The 19301-nt window shown below is 63.3% G+C and carries 18 protein-coding genes; 11 read left to right on the forward strand and 7 right to left on the reverse strand.

The window, feature by feature from the left end; all coding sequences use genetic code 11:
• Window positions 1–152 precede the first annotated feature (152 nt).
• The 3 genes from GN300_RS20575 to GN300_RS20585 are packed head-to-tail and all read left to right on the forward strand — an operon-like array spanning window position 153 to window position 3593.
• Window positions 153–1433: an ATP-binding protein gene (locus GN300_RS20575; RefSeq protein ID WP_037125680.1), complete on the forward strand. Its 1281-nt coding sequence runs from the start codon at window positions 153–155 to the stop codon at window positions 1431–1433.
• Complete coding sequence (locus GN300_RS20580) at window positions 1430–2089, forward strand: response regulator transcription factor (protein ID WP_003940972.1); 660 nt, start codon at window positions 1430–1432, stop codon at window positions 2087–2089. Before GN300_RS20575 ends, GN300_RS20580 begins: the two co-directional genes overlap by 4 nt.
• 49 nt (window positions 2090–2138) lie before the next feature.
• The gene (locus GN300_RS20585; RefSeq protein ID WP_042449833.1) at window positions 2139–3593 is read left to right on the forward strand and encodes an MFS transporter; all 1455 of its coding nucleotides are present in this window, start codon (window positions 2139–2141) and stop codon (window positions 3591–3593) included.
• Here the strand turns inward: GN300_RS20585 and GN300_RS20590 are convergent.
• From GN300_RS20590 to GN300_RS20615, 6 genes are all read right to left on the reverse strand, one after another.
• On the reverse strand, window positions 3590–4798 hold the full coding sequence (locus tag GN300_RS20590; RefSeq protein WP_063316690.1) for an MFS transporter: 1209 nt from the start codon (window positions 4796–4798) through the stop codon (window positions 3590–3592). The genes GN300_RS20585 and GN300_RS20590 overlap by 4 nt on opposite strands.
• A gap of 188 nt (window positions 4799–4986) precedes the next feature.
• Window positions 4987–6381, reverse strand: coding sequence for a cell wall metabolism sensor histidine kinase WalK (locus GN300_RS20595; protein WP_003940854.1), 1395 nt, complete (start codon window positions 6379–6381; stop codon window positions 4987–4989).
• Window positions 6378–7076 (reverse strand): response regulator transcription factor, encoded by a 699-nt coding sequence (locus tag GN300_RS20600; protein ID WP_063316689.1) that lies wholly within the window; start codon window positions 7074–7076, stop codon window positions 6378–6380. The genes GN300_RS20595 and GN300_RS20600 overlap by 4 nt, the downstream gene beginning before the upstream one ends.
• 75 nt (window positions 7077–7151) lie before the next feature.
• Window positions 7152–7793 (reverse strand): phosphatase PAP2 family protein, encoded by a 642-nt coding sequence (locus tag GN300_RS20605; RefSeq protein WP_003940956.1) that lies wholly within the window; start codon window positions 7791–7793, stop codon window positions 7152–7154.
• Window positions 7794–7795: 2 nt separating this feature from the next.
• Window positions 7796–8380 (reverse strand): M15 family metallopeptidase, encoded by a 585-nt coding sequence (locus GN300_RS20610; protein WP_063316688.1) that lies wholly within the window; start codon window positions 8378–8380, stop codon window positions 7796–7798.
• A 110-nt stretch (window positions 8381–8490) separates the two neighbouring features.
• Window positions 8491–9168 carry a helix-turn-helix domain-containing protein gene (locus tag GN300_RS20615; RefSeq protein WP_003940889.1) on the reverse strand — a complete coding sequence of 226 codons (678 nt, stop codon included), beginning with the start codon at window positions 9166–9168 and terminating at the stop codon, window positions 8491–8493.
• Window positions 9169–9303: 135 nt separating this feature from the next.
• Between GN300_RS20615 and GN300_RS20620 the strand changes: the two genes are divergently transcribed.
• Window positions 9304–10140, forward strand: coding sequence for a class I SAM-dependent methyltransferase (locus GN300_RS20620; protein WP_058039029.1), 837 nt, complete (start codon window positions 9304–9306; stop codon window positions 10138–10140).
• The gene (locus GN300_RS20625; RefSeq protein WP_003940869.1) at window positions 10137–11528 is read left to right on the forward strand and encodes an FAD-binding oxidoreductase; all 1392 of its coding nucleotides are present in this window, start codon (window positions 10137–10139) and stop codon (window positions 11526–11528) included. The genes GN300_RS20620 and GN300_RS20625 overlap by 4 nt, the downstream gene beginning before the upstream one ends.
• Before the next feature lie 9 nt (window positions 11529–11537).
• Here GN300_RS20625 and GN300_RS20630 read toward each other — a convergent pair whose 3' ends face one another.
• Window positions 11538–12737, reverse strand: coding sequence for a serine/threonine-protein kinase (locus tag GN300_RS20630; protein WP_058039030.1), 1200 nt, complete (start codon window positions 12735–12737; stop codon window positions 11538–11540).
• A gap of 227 nt (window positions 12738–12964) precedes the next feature.
• Between GN300_RS20630 and GN300_RS20635 the strand changes: the two genes are divergently transcribed.
• The 6 genes from GN300_RS20635 to GN300_RS20660 all read left to right on the forward strand — a co-directional run bounded on the left by GN300_RS20635 (window position 12965) and on the right by GN300_RS20660 (window position 19250).
• Window positions 12965–13855: a hypothetical protein gene (locus tag GN300_RS20635; RefSeq protein WP_058039031.1), complete on the forward strand. Its 891-nt coding sequence runs from the start codon at window positions 12965–12967 to the stop codon at window positions 13853–13855.
• Window positions 13852–15405, forward strand: a complete 1554-nt coding sequence (locus tag GN300_RS20640) for a DNA polymerase Y family protein (RefSeq protein WP_003940966.1) — start codon at window positions 13852–13854, stop codon at window positions 15403–15405. The genes GN300_RS20635 and GN300_RS20640 overlap by 4 nt, the downstream gene beginning before the upstream one ends.
• 165 nt (window positions 15406–15570) lie before the next feature.
• Complete coding sequence (locus GN300_RS20645) at window positions 15571–16416, forward strand: alpha/beta hydrolase (protein ID WP_058039032.1); 846 nt, start codon at window positions 15571–15573, stop codon at window positions 16414–16416.
• On the forward strand, window positions 16403–17158 hold the full coding sequence (locus GN300_RS20650) for an alpha/beta fold hydrolase (RefSeq protein ID WP_030535116.1): 756 nt from the start codon (window positions 16403–16405) through the stop codon (window positions 17156–17158). Before GN300_RS20645 ends, GN300_RS20650 begins: the two co-directional genes overlap by 14 nt.
• A 67-nt stretch (window positions 17159–17225) precedes the next feature.
• Complete coding sequence (locus GN300_RS20655; RefSeq protein ID WP_007727485.1) at window positions 17226–17567, forward strand: DUF6292 family protein; 342 nt, start codon at window positions 17226–17228, stop codon at window positions 17565–17567.
• 45 nt (window positions 17568–17612) lie between these two features.
• Entirely contained in the window at window positions 17613–19250 is a 1638-nt protein-coding gene (locus GN300_RS20660) for a sulfatase-like hydrolase/transferase (protein ID WP_058226414.1), read from the forward strand.
• The last annotated feature ends 51 nt before the right edge of the window (window positions 19251–19301 follow it).

Here is a 19301-nt window from a genome sequence, read left to right on the forward strand (position 1 = left end):
TGATTCAGGGTTGGACCCTGATGTGAGTCCGAGTGGTTCGTGCCAGTATCGACTATGTGCAATATCTGTCAGATCCGCCGTTCGTGAGCGGTCCCGCTCCCGGGTTCACGGGAGGCCCGCCCGTCAACGGGGTACCGGTGCATGCCGTACCCATGAAGAAGGGTGTGCCCATTCCGGGCGGTGTTCCATTGCGAAAGCTGGAGCGGCGCTCCGGCGGTCGCATCGTCGCCGGTGTTGCAGGCGGTATCGCCGATCATCTCGGGATCGACGTCCTGAAGGTTCGAGTCGCCTTCGCGATTCTGGCGGCGATGGCCGGATCCGGCATCGTGATTTACGGCGCCCTCTGGATCTTCACCTCAGCCGGCACGGACACCCAGAAGCCGTCCGCGGCCGAGCGGCAGCGGGCGTACGGCTTGATCGCACTCGGATTGGGCGGCGCAGCCGCGTTGTCCTGGCTGTTCAGCGGCACGGCGGGTTCGGTGCTCGCACCGTTCTTCGTCGTCGCGATCGGTGCTGCTTTGGTGTGGCGCGAGTTCGACTCCGACGGTCCCCGGACCGTCATCGGCTTGCCGCAGCGGCCTACCGTTCTCACGTGGGCGCGGGTGGTCGGGGGAGCGACCTTGATCATCTTGGGTCTCGGCGTCGTCGTCCTCGCTCAGGTCGACCTCGAAGCACTGCGCTCGTCCCTGCTGGCCGTGGTGGTGACGCTGATCGGTGTCGGATTGTTGACGGTGCCGCTGTGGCTGCGGATGTGGCGGGCTCTCGGCGCCGAGCGTGCGGCTCGTATTCGCAACGACGAACGTGAAGAGATCGCCTCGCATCTGCACGACTCCGTACTTCAGACGTTGGCGCTGATTCAGAAGCAGTCCGACAATCCGCAAGAGGTGGCGCGCCTGGCCCGTGGTCAGGAACGCGAGCTGCGCAAGTGGTTGTTCAGCGGCGGGGATATCGACCACACGAGCCTGACCGAAGGTCTGAAGATCATCGCCGGTGAAGTGGAGGACCAGCATGGCGTCACGGTCCGCCCCGTCACGGTCGGCGACGTACAACTCGAAGGCGAAGGCGTCGAGAACGGTCTGCCCAAGGAAGCGTTCACCGCGCTCCTCGGTGCGACGCGTGAAGCTCTCGTGAACTCGGCAAAGCACTCGGGGGAGAAGGAAATCAATCTTTTCGCCGAGGTCGAGGGCGACCAGGTTAGTGTGTTCGTTCGTGATCGCGGAGTTGGATTCGACGTCAATGCGGTGCCGGAGGACCGTCAGGGCTTGGCCAAGTCGATTCGTGGTCGCATCGAGCGACGGGGTGGCCGCGTCGTGGTTCGATCCGACATCGGAAAGGGCACCGAGATCCGCGTGCACATGCCGCTCGGTGACTCTGCTCTAAAGTGGGACCAGACTGCTGACCGTGTCGACAACCCCGAGGAACAGCCCCAGTGACTTCGCTTGCGCCGCCCCCGTACCGCGTATTTCTTGTCGACGATCATGCAGTGTTCCGCTCCGGGGTGAGGGCGGAACTCTCGCGCGAGGCAGACATGGACGTAGTCGGTGAAGCCGGTGGCGTCGCTGAGGCGATCGCGGGTATCAACTCGACGAAACCGCATGTCGTTCTGCTCGATGTCCACATGCCTGACGGTGGTGGAGTGGCAGTTCTGCGCGGAATCGATTCCGGCCCGGTGTGCTTGGCGCTCAGCGTTTCCGATGCGGCCGAGGACGTGATCGCGGTGATCCGCGGCGGCGCGCGCGGGTATGTGACCAAGACGATCTCGGGATCCGAACTGGCCGAGGGTGTACGACGCGTTGCCGGTGGTGACGCAGTGTTCGGGCCTCGCCTGGCAGGCTTCGTACTGGACTCCTTCACCGGGCGTTCCAACGCACCCGAGCCGCAACTCGATCCGGAACTCGACTCGCTGACTCCGCGAGAACTCGAAGTGCTCAGATTGCTGGCACGTGGGTACACCTACCGTGAAATCGCCGAGGACCTGGTGATTTCCGTGAAGACGGTCGAGACTCACGCATCGAACGTTCTGCGAAAGACTCAGCAGTCCAATCGCAATGCGTTGACGCGTTGGGCACATCGCCGCCAGATCGACTGAATTCCCGCGCGCTCTTTCGCGATTGCGTGCGAAGGCGCACCATGGACCGATGACGGAACCACTGGCGCTCGCGTCGAAGCGTGGGCGTTGGGTTGTCGCCGCCACCGTTCTCGGCTCGAGCATGGCTCTCCTCGACGGCACCGTCGTCAACATTGCTCTTCCTCACATCGGTGAAGAACTGGGTTCCGGTGTCGCCGGACTGCAGTGGACGCTCAGCGGTTACACCTTGGCCTTGGCGTCGCTGATTCTGCTCGGGGGAGCCCTCGGTGATCGTTGGGGTCGGCGACGGGTATTCGTGTGGGGGACGGTCTGGTTCGCGGTCGCGTCGTTGCTGTGCGGAATTGCACCGGACATCACGTTTCTGGTGATTGCACGAATCCTGCAGGGAGTGGGAGCTGCGCTCTTGACACCTGGCAGCCTTGCCATCATCTCCGCGTCACTTCGTGAGGAGGACCGCGGCGCGGCAATCGGATTGTGGTCGGGTTTAGGTGGTGTTGCCGGCGCCATCGGACCGCTTTTCGGTGGTTGGCTGGTGGAAGTGGCGGGATGGCGATCGGTATTCCTGCTCAATATCCCGCTGGCGATCGTCGTGGTGTGGGCAGCGGTGCGCCATGTACCGGAGAGCCGCGACCCGCATCCGCCCGAGCACCTGGACGTGGTCGGATCTGCCTGCGCAGTAGTCGGTCTCGGCGCACTGACGTACGGGCTGATCGAGGTCAACCCGATAGTCGGGCTGATCGGAGTGATCGCGCTCTGCCTGTTCGTTGTGGTGGAACGACGCTCACCGAGTGCCCTTGTGCCGCCGTCCCTGTTCCGCTCGCGGATGTTCGTCGCGGCTAATCTGGTGACCCTTGCGGTCTATGCGGCGCTGGGCGGTGTGTTCTTCCTGCTCGTGCTGCAACTGCAATTGGTTGCCGGGTACTCGCCGGTGGCTGCCGGCGTCGCAACGGTACCGATCACCTTGGCATTGCTGCTGTTGTCTTCGCGCGCGGGCAGTTACGCGCAGACGCACGGACCGCGGTTGCCGATGACGGTCGGGCCCGCCGTTGCCGCGGTGGGGTTGGTGTTGATGACGCGGATCGGCCCGGATGCGTCGTACCTGACCGTCGTGCTGCCGGGAGTTCTGGTGTTCGGGCTCGGCCTGGCGGTGATGGTCGCGCCGTTGACCGCCGCGGTGCTTGGTTCGGTACCGGTGGAGCAGTCCGGAATCGCATCCGGTGTGAACAATGCCGTTGCTCGCACGAGCCAACTTCTTGCCGTCGCGGCCTTGCCTGCCCTCGTGGGTATCGACGCCGAAAGTCTGGTCGATCCGACGAGTTTCTCCGACGGGTTCCGGTACGCGATGTACATCTGTGTGGCACTGCTGTTGGTCGGTGCAGCGATCGCCGCGACGCTGATCCGAACTCCGACAGTAGAGCCTGTTCAGGAAGCGGATTCGGTTGCCTGCAAGCCGCATTGTGATCTGACGGGACCTGCAGTGCAACCGAATCCGATGAGGGACTAGACGCTGATGTCGCGATCGCGGCTGGGCACCAAGGGAATTGCTGCGGCGGGAAATGCCGCGACTATCGCGAAGGCGAGCGGGTAGCCGACCGCGCCGATCAGCGCACCGACCACCGGGCCCACTGCTGACGCGGCAATGAACTGCCCGGTGTTCTGTGCGCCCAATGCTTTTCCTTGCCATTTCGGCCCGGCAGCTTCGGCCACGGAAGTGAATGCCAAACCGTTGTCGGCGACGCTGATAGTGGTTGCCAGCAGCAGGATCAAGGCGGGAACGCCCCAAGGCGCTGCGCCGGCTGCCGCCATTGCCAACATGACCGCAGACGCGGAGACGGCAACCAACCGCAGCGGGCCTACTCTGCTTCCGGCGCGATCACTCCAGATGCCGACAACGATGCGTCCGAGTGCACCCACGAACTGGGAGATCCCGATCAGGAGCCCAGCGGGCGCAGCGTCCCATCCTTGCTCGCTGATCAGCCAGACCAGACCGAATGTCGAGAGGGTGAACTGCGGAAACACCAGCAGTGCCGAGACGACGTGAATGCGCCACAGGAACCAGTTCGAGCGATAAGGATTTACCGTTTCGACCGGGATGTCTGTGGGCCGCGCCGCCGGCCGCGGGGGATTGATCAATGCGACGGCGCAGATCAGGGCGAGAACGCCGTTGAGAGCTACCGACAGTCCGACGGCCGAACCGATTCCTACGTTCGCAGCGAGAGTCGGGATGGTCAGCGACGCGATGGTCACGCCCAGGGGCTGTGACATCTGCCGGATTCCCATCGCGAGGCCGCGCCGATCCTTGGGAAACCAGCCGACCACAACACGTCCACTGGCAGCGTTGGTGCTCGCCGCAGCCATTCCGCCCAGCAGAAATGCGATCCCGAGGAGGGTGTAGTTGTCGGTGGTGGTCGCGGCCAGCGCGGCGATCGCCGTCAGGCCGAGCCCGATGGAGATGACCCATTTCTCGCCGAATCTGTCAGCCATCGCTCCCCACGCCACCAGCGTGAGAACCATGCCGAAAGTGGGTGCAGCGGCCAGAGTTCCGGCCTGCGTCAACGAGAGGCCGTGCTCGGAATGCAGCAGCGGGATCAAAAAGGCGGGGGTGCTGACGAAGACGGTGCCTGAGGCCTGGGCTGCGACGCCGATTCCGAGCATCGTCCACGCCTTCGGGGAGACGGCCGTCTTTTCCAGCCGCGACGCCTGCGTCATGGTGCCCTCCGATCTCTACGCTGTTCGACGATGCCGACGCTACTCGCGTGGTTTCACATGTTGAAACCAGAATCCCACTATTTGGTCGAACGCGGACGGTTCAGGGTGCGAAGTGCCCACCCCTTTTCGAGCGAACGGTACGACGATCGCCTTGGGTGCGCCGAAAGGTACGTTCGCTCGGGAAGGGTTCAGCGACGGGGCAGGCGAACCGTGAAGACCGTGCGACCATCCACCTGGTCGACGCCGATGGTGCCGCCGTGCAGGTGCACGTTCTCGACGGCGAGCGAGAGTCCGAGTCCGCTGCCCTCGCTGCGTCCGCGCGCGGTGTCGACCTTGTAGAACCGCCGAAAGATCGCCTGCCGGTCTTCGGGTGAGATGCCGGGGCCGTGGTCGACGACGGTGATGACGGAGAAACCGGATTCGACGCTCAACTCGACGCGAACCGGGGGCGCTCCGTGGCGCAGTGCATTGCCGACGAGGTTGGCGACGACAATGTCGATCCGACGCGAATCGACTCTGGCGCTGACACTTTCGGGTGCGCGCAGTTCGACGGTGTCTGTCCATCCGCGGCTCTCGAGTGTGCGCTCGGTCAATTCGACGAGGTCGACGTCGTCGAGGACGAGGTGCGCTTGCTGAGAGTCGTGGCGAGACATTTCGATGAGGTCTTCGACAAGTCGAGTGAGCTTGCCGATCTCACTGCTCACGATGCGCGCGGCAGCGGCGGCGTCGGGCGGAAGATTGGGGATCTCTTCACGGAGGATCTCACTGACCGGCACCAGTGCTGCGAGCGGCGTCCGGAGCTCGTGGGAGACGTCTGCGACAAACCTTCTCGACTGCTCTTCCGATTCTTCCAGACCTCGGATGACCGCTTCGTTGCGAGCGACCATGTTGTTGAACGTTGTTGTGACCTGGGCGAGTTCGGCTACTCCGTCTTCGGGGAGTCGGACGCTGAGGTCGCCGTCGGCAGCGCGGGCGGCCGCCTTGTCCAGGCGTTTGAGCGGACGGACAAGCGTCGACGCGATCCACAGCCCGAGTAGTCCGCTCACCAACACACCGGCGGCGAGGGTGAGGCCGACAGCTCGAAGCAGGTCGTCGAACTTGTCCTGCACTCCTACCAGCGGCCGGATGGTGACGGCTTTGACCAATGTCTCGTTGTCGTAGCTGTCGTCCGCGCTCATGTCCACGACATTGACGGACATTCCCAACATGATGCGCTGGGAGTCGAGCCTCTCGAAACGGATCAGCTTCGGACTGTCCAAACCTTCGTCGAAGCTGGGCGGAATGGTCGCCGCATCCACGGATCCTTGACGGATGACTTCGCCGTCGACGATCAGCGTCATGTCGGACTGGAAGATCTGTTGGAGGTTGGCAGGCGTCAACTCGTCTACCGGTGTTCCGTTGACGTATTGCAGTTCGTCGCGAAATTGTGCGGTCGCGACATCCTGAGCGTTGGAATAGATCCACGACCGCGCCATGAACGAGACGACACCCGCGGTTGCCCCGGCGATGATCACGACGATTGCGATGAACACGAGCACGAGCCTGGTTCGCAGACCGTCGACCTGAAGCCAGGTCGGTCTCATCGGGCTGGGCTGGTGTTGAAGCGATACCCGAACCCGCGCACCGTTTCGATGACGGTCGGTGCGGCCGGGTCGTCCTCGATCTTTCCGCGCAGCCGCTGCACTGCTGCATCGACGATTCTGGAATCACCCAGATACTCCTGGTCCCAGGCTGCGGACAACAACTGTCGGCGGCTCAGGACCTGTCCGGGGTTCTCGGTCAGCGCCAGGATCAGTCGGAGTTCGGTCGGGGTGAGGGTCAGCAGCATCCCGGCCTTGCGGACCTGCAGCGACGACCGATCCAATTCCAGGTCGCCGAACGTCTCTGCACCCGGCGTCGCATCCGGGCGCGTCGTTGCGGGTGCCGAGCGCCGCACGACGGCTTTGATACGAGCGTCGAGGACGCGCGGACTGGCCGGTTTGACGACGTAGTCGTCGGCACCGGCTTCCAGGCCGGCGACGGTGTCGATGTCGTCGGATCGAGCGGTCAGAATGATGATCGGGATCGAACTTCGGGTGCGGATACGTCGGCAGATCTCGTAACCGTCGGCACCCGGCAGCCCGAGGTCGAGTAGGACGAGGTCGGTGGAGCCGAGGACGTCGTCGAAATCACCGTTACCGTCGGGGCGATGGCTGACGTCGTGCCCGAGTCGGTTCAGTCCCAACGTGATTGCCTCGGCCACGGCTGGATCGTCTTCTATGAAAAGAATGCTCACCATGAGCTCACCTTGGACTCGCCATGATCAGGGGCCTTCTGCGGTCGGAGAAATCTCGGTCAGCCAAGGGTACAGGGGTCACACTCGCGAGAGTCGCTCGTTGCCTGAGTCTGCCAGCACCGCATGCCGGGCGACGCTGGTGTTCAAGGGAAATGCCGACACAGCGAGGGTGTAGCAGCCGACGAGCAGTAGTGCACCGATCACGTCGCTCGGGCGGTGCCATTGCAGCACGACTACCGAGATCGCGGTTCCGATGGTGATCAGCGCACCGTTGACCGCAACGACCGCCCGCCACCTCGAGGGCGTGACGATCACGATCGCGCAGACCAGAGCAGCTATGGCCGTCAAAGTGCCGCTGGGGAAGGAATTGTGCATCACCAGACCGTTCAGGTCCGGTCGATTCAGCGATTGTTTGAGAACCCAGGCTGTCGTGATGGGGCCGAGGGTCACGACGACGACGCGTAAGGCTAGCGCAATCGGGTTGTTGCGCAATGTGATCATGAGCGCCACGAGCACTCCTCCCACTATCAGTATCGGGGTGACGAGGCCGATGAACTCGGCGGAGAACACGCTGAGGCGTTCGGAGGTGGCCGCGCCCACCATGAGTTGTTGGTCGACGATCTGACCACCGGTCGTGTTGACCGCCAATTCGAATTCGACGACTCCGAGGATCAAGACTGCCAGTGCGGCAATCAGTCTCGCTGGCTTGACTCGTGTCATGATCAGCCTTCCGCTCTCTCGTCCGAGGGGTTGCTCAGTTGTGGCGGGCATTCCCCGCCAGGAGTGGTTGCCAATTCGAAATGCCACATCTCGTTGGCGTAGGTCTGGCAGAGGCCGTAATCGCTGCCGTGCTGAATGAGCCAGTCGTCGGCGTCGGTCGGTCCGATGTCGACGGCCTGTCCACTGACATGCTTGGACAGGCTCGGCGAGTGCACCCACTTGGACGCTTCGTCCACGCTGCCGTACTTGACGACGGCTTCGTCGAACAGTCGCTGTTGGTATGCCGCGGACCGCCAACCCGACGTGACGTGCATGTCCACGTCGGATGCCTGTGCGTCGGCCGCTGCCGACTGGAGCGCCGCGAGCAGTGCGGAATCGAGACGGGCAAGCGCGGGCACATGAGTGTCCTGCACGCTGATGCCGTCCTCGATCTCGCCGCCTGAAGGTCCTGAATCAGGCTGAGTGGCAAGGTAGTTACCGCTCTTCGGTTGTGCTTCTTCTGTGTACGAGCAGGAGCTGAGCGCGACCGCACCGAGCACGACTGCACCGAGTGCGACGAAGCGGATGATTCCGCGGTGGCTGGGCATACAACAGAGACTTCTCGGTCAGTGTCACCGGCAGGTGGTCACCGTTCGTCGACGGTGTCACGGTCTGCAACAGCTCTGTAACAGGACGGAACGGGGCTGGTGAGCGCGCGCTACGCGGGGCGCGGGATCGACGCGAAAGTCGACAGCTCGAACCACGATGGCAGGCTACGACGCAACGCGGTAGGCCCAGAAATGGTGACGTCACCGGACCGTATGGCGTCCGACCAGGTCAGGTTACCTCGCCAGATCTCGGTCATCTGTCGCAAGCCCGCAGAGACCGACACTGCAACGTCGAAACCCGGATCGATATCGCACATGTCCACCTCACCGGAATTGATGACGAGCCACCAGTTCCGCGAATGTCCACGTACTCCGGAGAATGCGAAGTGCACCACGGTCTTGCCTTCAGGCACCACGGAATGATCCACGCGGCGATGCATGTCCCACAGCAGCAGTTTCGGATCCAGATCTTCGTCGCCCAGTTCACCGATCCACCTGGTACCCCAGATGCCGAGAGCTTCGACCACAGGGCGCAGTTCACGGCCGGCGTCGGTCAGACGATAGCTGACGACACAGTCGGTTTCTTCTCGCTCCACGATGCCGGCGACCGCGAGTTGGTGAAGCCGGGTCGAGAGCAGAGTCGGTGACATTCGCGGGAGCCCGCGGCGGAGATCGTTGAAATGTTCGCTTCCCATGATCAGTTCGCGGAGGAGAAGCAGTGTCCACCGCTCGTCGAGTAGCTCCATCGCCTTGGCGACGGGGCAGAACTGGTGGTACGAGGACCCCATCTCTCGATCGTAGGCCTCCGGGGTGCTCCGGTACAGATTTCGTACTGGAGAGGAGCGAACCGTCGTCGTAGCGTCGGAGTAACGGCATGAACGCTGTCGGGCTCCGAGTACGAAAATTATTGAAGGAGAACGGTAATGAGTGAATCAACGGGGACTCTCGGGTTGGACCGGGAGCTGAAGGCCAAGCACCGGGCAATGTGGGGGCTCGGTAACTATCCGGCGGTGGCGACGCAGGTCATCGCGGAACTCGGACCTGTATTGGTGCGTGAATGCGGCGTGCAGAAAGGAGATCGGGTGCTCGACGTCGCGGCGGGGTCCGGCAACGCCGCCATTCCGGCGGCTGCGCTGGGTGCGCAGGTGATCGCCACCGACCTGGCTCCCGAACTGTTCGTGGCAGGACGGGAGGCCGCGGCGCTCGCGGGTGTCGAACTCGATTGGCAGGAGGCCGATGCCGAGGCTCTTCCGTTCGGCGACAACGAGTTCGACGTAGTGCTCTCTTGCGTCGGTGTGATGTTTGCCCCGCATCATCAGCGCGCCGCGGACGAACTTTTGCGAGTATGCCGACCCGGCGGAAAGATCGGAGTGCTGAGTTGGACTCCGACGGGGTTCATCGGCGAGATGTTCAAAACGATGAAGCCGTATGCACCGCCCCCGCCTCCTGGTTCGCAGCCGGCGCCTTTGTGGGGCGACGAGAACCATGTTCGTGATCTGCTCGGCGATGTTGCCGCAAGGAAAGACGTACTTCGTGTGGACACATTCAGCGGGCCGGAAGATTTCCGCGATTTCTTCAAGAAGAATTACGGCCCGACCATCGCGGTGTACCGGAACATCGCCGACGATCCTGACCGCACGCAGGCGCTCGATCGCGATCTGCTCGAGTTGGCAAAGAAGTACGGCAGAGGAAGCGAGCCGTTCGTGATGGAGTGGGAGTACCTGCTTCTCACCGCGACACCCGACGAGGGCGGTGCATGATGACGACGGTCGAGTTCGCGCCACTGAAATCGGCGATCACGGGTTCTGTGTTCAGCCCCCGAGATCCGGAGTACGACGACGCCAGGTCGATCTGGAACGGGCAGATCGATCATCGTCCGGCGGTGATCGCCAGGTGCCGGTCGGCGTCGGATGTGTCTGTGGCACTTGCATTTGCCAGAGCCCATTCGTTGGAGGTTTCGGTCAGAGGCGGTGGGCATTCCTACCGAGGTACATCGGTGTGTGAAGGCGGTGTGATGATCGATCTCAGTGCGATCAACGTAGTCAGTGTCGCCCCGTCCGCGAAGCGAGCCAGGGTCGGTGGTGGTGCGACGATTGCCGACCTCGACGCCGCGACGCAGGAACACGGATTGGCAGTGACCGGTGGAGTGATCAGTGATACCGGCGTCGGTGGCCTGACCCTCGGCGGCGGCATGGGGTGGTTGACGCGCACGCTCGGCCTGGCGATCGACAATCTGGTGTCGGCAGAGGTGGTGCTCGCCGACGGTTCGATCGTGCGGGCCTCCGAGAACGATCACAGCGACTTGTTCTGGGCGCTGCGCGGCGGCGGCGGAAACTTCGGAGTGGTCACCGAGTTCGAGTACCGTCTGAGCGAGATCGGTCCGGAAGTGCATCTGGGACTGTTCTTCTGGGGGATGGAGGACGGACCCGCAGCGCTTCGTCTGTGCCGCGAAGTGGTGCCTGCCCTGCCGAGAAATGCCGGAGCGATGGTTGCCGTCGGTTTGTCCGCGCCTCCGGCACCGTTTGTTCCGGATCAGTTTCACCTGCTGCCCGGATACGCGTTGCTGGTAGCCGGTTTCGGATCGGAAGAGGAACACTCGAACGCGATTGCGCCGATTCGAGAGGGCGTGCCGACGCTGTTCGAGTTCGTCACCCCGCTCCCGTACATCGGTTTACAGTCGATGCTCGACGAATCGGAACCATGGGGTGCATACGCCTATGAGAAGGCCTTGGACCTGGTGGATTTCTCCGACGACGTGATCGATGTTCTGACCGAGCAAGCGGGCAAGAAATCGTCGCCGATGTCCTTCATGCCGATCTTTCCGCTGCAGGGAGCTTTCACCTCCGTCGGCGAGGATGACACTGCGTTCGGTGGTTCTCGCACACCACATTACGTGTGCAACATGACGGCTACGGCCACCGATGCCGGGACACTGGAATTGGATCGATCGTGGGTGCGTGAGACCTGGGAAGCCTTGCGTCCGTTCTCGTCCAATCAAGGCGGGTACGTCAACTTCATGACCGATGTCGACGAGGACCGAGTGCGAGCGTCCTACGGTGCGGCGAAGTACGCGCGATTGTCCGCCGTCAAGGCGAAGTACGACCCGGACAACGTGTTTCACCTCAACGCAAACATTCTGCCCGCGTAGAGCGTCCGGTCAGGCCGTGAATACCAGGATGACGACGATCAGTGCGGCCAAGATGATGACGGCAACCATGCCTGTCATGGCGAGGGGAGCCCAGGCCACTACCTTGTCGCGGGTGCTGGCATCGGTGGGGCCGGTCGGTATCCGCGGCGGCCAGGAGAACATGTCCATGGGGCTGGGGACGTTCCGCAGTGGCGTGTTCTGTTGCACTGCAGGCAGTCCGGTGATCGTGGAGCCGGTCAGGCGATTGCGGCGGTGTGGGTCGGCGAGTTGTGTGGTGCGGTGAGCCCACGCCGGCACGGCGCCTTCGGACGAGTAGACGGGAGCGTCGATCAACTGCTCGATCGTGCCACCGCCCGTCGCGGCTGCAGCGAGCGCGTCGCGTGCCTGAGCCATCGTCGGCCGACGGGTGGGGTCCGGCTCGAGGAGCTGAAGGAGAACGTCGGTGAGCGGTCCGGACTTGGTGGGTCGGTAGATCTCGGCCTTGGCGACACGATGCAGTAGAGCGATGGCGTCCGAGTCGATGCCGAAGGGCGGTTGACCCTCGATCACCGTGTAGAGCGTCGACCCGAGTGAGAAGACGTCACTGGCCTCGGTGGGATCGTCGCCGCGGGCAACTTCGGGTGCAAAGTACGCGGGAGTGCCGGTGATGACCTCGTCCTGGGTGTCGGATACGTCGCTCTTTGCGCGGGCGATGCCGAAGTCACTGATCTTGACGGTGCCGAGAGACTTGCCTCGGTCGGCGATCAGGATGTTGCCGGGCTTGATGTCGCGGTGGACGATGCCGGCGGCGTGCGCCTCGGTGAGCGCCGCAGCGATCTGCGCGCCGATCTGCGCGACCTCCAGCGGTGGCAACGTGTCGGCCAGGTTCATCGCCTGGGCGAGGCTGCGGGCGGGGAAGTACTCCATGACCAACCACGGTTCACCGGACTCGATCGCGACGTCGTACATGGCGATGGAGTGGGGGTGGGTGAGCTTTGCGGCGTTCCTGCCTTCGCGCAATGTACGTTCACGGACCTCTTCGGCCGTTTCGGTGTCGAGGCCTTCCGTGCTTGTGACCTGTTTCACCGCGACGTCACGGCTGAGGAGGGTGTCGCGGGCCAGCCAGACGGCGCCCATGCCTCCGTCGCCGATCTTGGAGCGGAGTCGGTACCGCCCCGCCAGCAGGTATTCGGGCCCGATGCCCCTCCCGGTCTGCTCCTGAGCTGTCACATCTCAAGGTTAATGGATTGATGCCACTGTGACGCTCGAGGCTCCTGTGAACTGGGTTTTTTGCTCTGCTTGACGTGTCGGGGGTGACACGGTTTACTGAAAACAGTTCGAAAATATGTTCGAAATTGCTGTTCGTTGGATGCATGTCAGACCCGACTTCCCCGCGGTTTGCCGGCTGGTTATGGATTGCTGCCGAGTGAGTTTTTCCGGTGTTCCGGAGGATGGGGATGACCGAGGTGACCGAGTTGGTGGAGCTGTCGGCAGATGCGGCGGGGTTGTCCCGTCAGGATCGGCTGGCACAGCTCCGCCGACAGATCGCGTCCATTCCCTCTCGCGGCGATACGTCGTTTTCGGGACCGAGTGTTTCCGTGGCTGGTGTTTCCGGGACAAGTGCAGCAGCCTTCGAGAGTGTTGCCGACCGGGACATACCGGTCGTGGACCGCGCGCACAAGGCTGGTGTTCTCCCAGTGCCGGAAGGTATCGGGGCATTGCTACCGCAGGGCGGTTTGGTGCGCGGAACCGTGGTGTCCGTCGAGGGCGCTGCTTCCTTGCTCTTGGGATTGGTCGCGTCCGTGACGGCGTCCGGGGGGCATGTGGCAGTCATCGGGCAACCTCGACTGGGATTGCTGGCGGCGTACGAGATGGGTGCGCAACTGGAACGTCTGGCGCTCATTCCGGCGCCTGGGCCGGATCCGGTCGAGATCGCTGCTGTGCTGCTTGACGGTATGGATCTGGTGATTCTGGGATTGGCGGGTGCGTCGGTATCCCCGTCGCGTGCGCGAGCGGTGGTGGCGCGCGCCCGGAGCAAGGGCTCGACTCTTGTTGTCACCGAAGGTCACTGGGACGGGGCCGAAGTTCGGTTGGACGCTCGGGTTCATGGTTACGGTGGGTTCGGTCAGGGCCGTGAGTTGGGGCGTGGTCGGCTCAGTTCCCTGAGCCTCGCGGTTCGTGCTCGGGGGCGCTCGTTCCAGCCCCGGACCACGCATCTGGACATCTGTAGTGCAGCCGGGCGGGTCGAGTGGGTACCTTCCCGGCCGGTCGAGGCCGTGTCGGAACAGGTGGTGTCGGAGCGGGTGGTGTCGTCGCGGGTGGTGTCGTCGCGGGTGGTGTCACTGTGAGCAGAGTTCTGGCGTTGTGGTGCCCGGACTGGCCGGCGGTGGCAGCGGCAGCGCTTGCCGATCTTCCTGCCACGCATCCTGTCGCGGTCACCTCGGGTAATCGGGTGATCGCATGTTCGGCGACGGCCCGCGCGGAGGGAGTGCGACGAGGCCTGCGCCGACGCGAGTCGCAGGCCCGCTGCCCGGAACTGTATGTGGCGATGGCAGATCCGGAACGCGACGCCAGATTGTTCGAGCCGGTCGCCGCGGCCATTGATGCGGTGGCACCGGGCGTCGAGGTACTTCGTCCTGGTTTGTTGGTGCTCAGTGCGCGAGGTGTCAGTCGGTACTTCGGTTCGGAGGAAGCCGCGGCGGAACGATTGGTGGATCAGGCATCTGCTGCGGGCGTCGAGAGTCAGGTGGGTGTGGCGGATCAACTGTCCACAGCGGTCATTGCCGCGCGCCGGGCAGCGCTGGTGCCGCCGGGGGAGGGGGCACGGTTTCTGGCGCCGCTACCCATGCCGGAGTTGGCGGCCGAGCCCAGTCTGTCTGCGCCGCATCGCGGGGAGTTGGTGGATCTGCTGCGCAGGCTCGGGATCAGAACCATCGGTGCTTTCGCGGATTTACCGGCAGTGGACGTCGCTTCGCGTTTCGGGGCCGATGCGGTGCTCGCGCATCGTGCGGCGCGCGGTGAACCCGAGCGGCCACCGTCGGCGCGGACGCTTCCGCCGGATCTGGAAGTGGAGCAGCATTACGATCCGTCGATCGAGCGGGTGGATGCCGCAGCGTTTGCCGGGCGCGCCTTGGCGAGTCTCCTGCACGACAAATTGTCGGCTGCCGCAGTGGCGTGTACCCGCCTGTCGATTTCGGCCAGCACGGGCAACGGTGAAAATCTTTCTCGGACTTGGCGTTGCGCCGAACCTCTGACACCGGAGGGAACGGCCGATCGAGTGCGATGGCAACTGGACGGCTGGCTCACCGGGCGCAGTGAGACCCGGCCGACCGCAGGCATAGCGGTGTTGCGTCTGGAACCGGTGGAGGTGGTCAGTGCCGGCGCTTTGCAGTTGGGGCTGTGGGGCGGTGTCGGCGACGAGGAGGAGCGGGCCAGGCGAGCATTGGTGCGCGTGCAAGGTCTTCTGGGCGGCGAATCGGTTCAGGTCGGTGTCCTGAGCGGTGGTCGAGGGCCCTCGGAGCGAATTACCCTGTTGCCCTTGGGTGACGAGCGGGTAGCTGCTCATGATCCGACAGCCCCGTGGCCTGGTCGTCTGCCGCAGCCGTCTCCGGGGTCGATCTTCGTCGACAATCCCAAGGTATGGCTGGAGGATGTGGCCGGCAACGCCGTGTACGTCACTGAGCGCGGTGTCTTCAGCTCGCAGCCGGGAAGGCTGAAGTGGGGGAGCAAGGAATGGGCAGTGCAGGGATGGGCCGGGCCCTGGCCGGTGGACGAGCGATGGTGGGACGCAGCCTCGGCGCGCACGGCCGCGCGGGCTCAGGTGCTGTTGGAGGAATCGCGGGCGTTGCTGATGATCTGTGAAGGCGGTGGATGGTCGGTGGAGGGCGTGTACGAATGAGCTCGTAGGTACAGCCAGCTGTACCGGACATGGTCGAGTCGACTGTACGAACAGTAGGGGCGCTGGCGCCATCGCACTGACGCCATCGGGTGCCTAGCGTTGATGACATTCAAAAACTCACTGTTGCAATGATTCTCGTCGTTGCAACTCTTCGCGAGGAGTGTCATGAAAACGGCGGGTCGAGCTGACGTTTCCGGAACCGATCGACTTCACTACGAGTCGATGGAGCTACGCGACGCACAACTTCTGGCGTACGACGAGACCGGCGAAGGCCGGATCGTGGAGGTGTTCGGCGATGTCGCCACAGCCGAGCACATCATGATCTTCGTGCCGGGCAACGACAACGGACTGGGAAACTACTTCGACGAGAACCGTCCGACAGGACCACGCGCGAGCGGATGGACACTGGGAAGGATGCTCCGAACGCTCGGGCCGAACGACCGCGTCGCGGTGATCGTGTGGGTCGGTTATCGGACGCCGTGGGGATTTCTCGAGTCGTTCTCCCGGACACTTGCAGAACTTGGTGCGATAGATCTGGCGCGGTTGACTCGTATCCTGCCGCGATCGGCGCATGTGACGCTCGTCGGACACAGCTACGGGGCCGTGGTGTGCGGACTCGCTCTCCAGTCGGCGCGAGTGGACGATTGCGTGGTGCTGGGTAGTCCGGGGATGGGGACCAGTTCGCGCGAAGACCTGTGCTTTGCCGGAAATCTCTGGGCTGCGCTTGGTCCGTCGGACTGGATCCGCTATTTCCCACGCGTCAAGATCGGCCGCATCGGCCACGGCCCGTCTCCAGTTCGGGCGCAGCACGGAGCCATTGTTTTCGGTACCGGAGCCGTTCGAGGGCATTGCGGCTACTTCGCCGATGCAAGCGAGTCGCTGCGAAACATCGCGAGGATCGGACTCGGTCGCTACGACGAGGTCACGCGACCAGGGGAGTTGCAGCCTCGGCTGACCGCGTCAGCAATCCGCGAGGACGGGTCTATCCTGGGAACTCGTGAGTGTCGCTAACGTACGAAGTGCCGGCGGGGTCCAGATCAGCTACCGCGATTCCGGCTCGCATCCCAGTGTGGCCGATCTGCCTCCGGTAGTCCTCGTGCACGGGATGGGCGGCGACAGCGGTACCTGGGACAAGTTCGCGCGGACCTTGCGATCACGCAACCGGCGAGTTGTCTCGGTCGACCTTCGCGGCCACGGCCGGAGCGCTCGTGCGTCGTCGTATCTGTTCGAGGAGTTCGCGGACGACGTCATGGACGTGTGTGATCATCTCGAACTCGAGCAGGTGGACCTGGTCGGCCACTCGCTCGGCGGGCACGCGGCGTCGTTGATCGCGCAGAAACGTCCCACTGCGGTGCGGAAGTTGGTCATCGAGGAAGCGCCGTTACCACTACGTGCGGGTGACCCGGAACAGGTGTTCGCGAGGAAATTGCCGAGTGTCCCAGAACTGTGGCACGCCACAACAAGTTTGGTGCGGCATCCGCGAGCCGCGTTGACGTTCGATCGCTCGATGACGCGGTCCGCGCTCGAGCAGTTCCGCCGACCGGATCCGCAGTGGTGGGATCGGTTGCCGCTCATCGAGGCTGACATGTTGTTCCTGCGTGGAGGTCTGGGCGGGATGGTGGATCCTGTTCGCCTCGACGCTGTTGCAGCCACCGTCGCACGCTGTGAATTGGTCTCTTTCCGTACCGGCCACAGTGTCCACCGCGACGGTCATCGCCAATTCGAATCCGTTGTGTTGCCGTTCATTTCCTGAAAGCGCAATACTCGATCGGTGATGCCAAGAACCCATCCGAAACGTGTGTGGCACCGAATGTACTTCCATGCATACCAACGGCAACGACTGGTCCGCACACGAATACGTCGACGCGGTAGCACGGTCCGTTCACGGTGAGACCGTCCGATGGCCGCAGGGGCCGAGCATGGATGCGGTGATCGTCCTTCCCGTTCATGCCAGGCACCATCCGGGGAAGAACGCAGTTCTGCTCTGGAATCACGACTTCGGTTGGTCGTGGGGTGTCGAGGAGGCTGATGTGCGAAGGACGATTTCGATAGTCGACACCCTCGGTATCGGCCGGACACCGGATCCGCTGCGCTGTGCGGATCGGGTTATCGAACTGATCAGCGCACGGGCAGTTTGCTCGCGCATGTGTAGCGAAGAGTGATTCGGTCAACTCTGGGGCGACAACGCCTCCGAGAGGACGACGCCCGTGAACCCAGAGAACGTTCCAGCCCCGCATTGTCATTCATTGCCGCGCCGGACGTTCCTCGGTGGCGTCGGTGCCCTTGTCCTCGCGGGAGTGGCAGACGTCGCGGCCGGCGCGGTGAGCGCGGTGCCGGTACAAGCAGCACCCGCCGATCGGTTTCCGCAGAAACCCAACATCGTTGTCATCATCACCGATCAGGAACGCCGGCCGATGTACTGGCCCCAAGGCTGGGCTGAACAGAATCTGCCCAACCGCAAGAGGATTGCCGATCACGGGCTGAGTTTCGACCAGGCAGTGTGCAACACCGCGATGTGCTCGCCCAGTCGCAGTACGTTCTTCACCGGCCTCTACCCCGCGCAGCACGGGGTCACCAGAACGCTCACCGAAGGTGGCACTGTCTCACCCACCGAGCCACAGTTGCAGGTCTCCGAACAGAACATGGCAAAGCTGCTGGCGTCGGCCGGCTACAACGTCCAGTACCGGGGGAAATGGCATCTGAGCAAAGGCGTCGAGGGTGGTGATCCGACAAGCGAGGACGTGGCAGGATTCGGCTTCGAGGGGTGGATTCCGCCGGACGCGGGCCAGGACACCAATCCGGATCATTTCGGTGGCGGGTGCGCAGACCATGATCGCCGTGTCGCCGAGGAAGCTGTCGAGTTTCTCTCCGGACCCGCAGTCGCATCCGGACAGCCTTGGGCGCTGATCGTCTCGTTCGTGAACCCGCACGATGTCCTCGCGTACCCCCAGACGTGGAACGCGATGAACGGCACGTGCGACAACTACGGATCGGACGCGCCAGGCGCCTTCGAGCAGGGTATCGACTTGCCGCCCACCTTCGACGAGATCCTGGCGCTCAATCACAAACCGACAGCCCAGGTTCAGTCGGAACTGCTGTTGGCAGCCGGGCTCGGGCCGCTGCTCGGACCCGATCAGGCGCGTAACTACATCAACTTCTACGCCTATATGCACAAGGTGGTCGACGAACACATCGGCAGCGTGCTCGACGCGATCGAAGCCACTCCACAGATGCTCGACGACACGGTGATCGTTCGGATGTCCGATCACGGGGAGATGGGGATGAGTCACGGAGGTTTGCGGCAGAAAGTGTTCAACGCCTACGAGGAAACACTGCGCGTTCCACTGGTCATCAGCAACCCCTTGCTGTTTCCCGAACCCGTTCGCACCGACGCCCTGGCGTCGTTGATCGACGTGATGCCCACTCTCGCCACGCTCGCCCAAGCGCCTGCGCGTCAATCGTGGAACTTCCTGGGTACCGATCTGACACCGGTCATCGTCGACGCTGCCGCTTATCCGCAAAGTCCCAGCACGCAGGTTCAGGACACGATTCTGTTCACCTACGACGATCAGAACTGTGCGACGCCCGACGGTCAGAACATCGTCACGCAGCCCAACCACATTCGGTGCATACGCGAGAGCCGCTGGAAGTACACGATGTACTTCGATCCTGCGGGAGTTGCTGCGCCGCAATACGAACTGTACGACTTACAAGCCGACCCCTTGGAACTGAACAATCTCGCCAATCCGCTCAACATCGGTTCGTATCGGCCGGATCTGGCAGCTCAGATGAACGCCAAGCTCTTCGCAGTGATGGAGACCAAGGGTGTTTCCCTGAAGGAATAGATCGAATTTCGTCAAAACTGATTCACGTTTCAGTTCTGCGGGCATGCTGGT

It is taken from the genome of Rhodococcus sp. Ni2 (assembly GCF_021352185.1).
GTDB classification, from domain to species: Bacteria; Actinomycetota; Actinomycetes; order Mycobacteriales; family Mycobacteriaceae; genus Rhodococcus_F; species Rhodococcus_F qingshengii.

Excerpts from the sequence above, each read along its gene's own strand:
- GN300_RS20590 (WP_063316690.1), bottom strand. The coding sequence starts at position 4,798 with ATGACGCAGGCGTCGCGGCTGGAAAAGACGGCCGTCTCCCCGAAGGCG.
- GN300_RS20645 (WP_058039032.1), top strand. The coding sequence starts at position 15,571 with ATGAAAACGGCGGGTCGAGCTGACGTTTCCGGAACCGATCGACTTCAC.
- GN300_RS20610 (WP_063316688.1), bottom strand. The coding sequence starts at position 8,380 with ATGCCCAGCCACCGCGGAATCATCCGCTTCGTCGCACTCGGTGCAGTC.
- GN300_RS20605 (WP_003940956.1), bottom strand. The coding sequence starts at position 7,793 with ATGACACGAGTCAAGCCAGCGAGACTGATTGCCGCACTGGCAGTCTTG.
- GN300_RS20655 (WP_007727485.1), top strand. The coding sequence starts at position 17,226 with ATGCATACCAACGGCAACGACTGGTCCGCACACGAATACGTCGACGCG.
- GN300_RS20585 (WP_042449833.1), top strand. The coding sequence starts at position 2,139 with ATGACGGAACCACTGGCGCTCGCGTCGAAGCGTGGGCGTTGGGTTGTC.
- GN300_RS20575 (WP_037125680.1), top strand. The coding sequence starts at position 153 with ATGAAGAAGGGTGTGCCCATTCCGGGCGGTGTTCCATTGCGAAAGCTG.
- GN300_RS20600 (WP_063316689.1), bottom strand. The coding sequence starts at position 7,076 with ATGGTGAGCATTCTTTTCATAGAAGACGATCCAGCCGTGGCCGAGGCA.
- GN300_RS20615 (WP_003940889.1), bottom strand. The coding sequence starts at position 9,168 with ATGGGGTCCTCGTACCACCAGTTCTGCCCCGTCGCCAAGGCGATGGAG.
- GN300_RS20625 (WP_003940869.1), top strand. The coding sequence starts at position 10,137 with ATGATGACGACGGTCGAGTTCGCGCCACTGAAATCGGCGATCACGGGT.
- GN300_RS20595 (WP_003940854.1), bottom strand. The coding sequence starts at position 6,381 with ATGAGACCGACCTGGCTTCAGGTCGACGGTCTGCGAACCAGGCTCGTG.
- GN300_RS20635 (WP_058039031.1), top strand. The coding sequence starts at position 12,965 with ATGACCGAGGTGACCGAGTTGGTGGAGCTGTCGGCAGATGCGGCGGGG.
- GN300_RS20620 (WP_058039029.1), top strand. The coding sequence starts at position 9,304 with ATGAGTGAATCAACGGGGACTCTCGGGTTGGACCGGGAGCTGAAGGCC.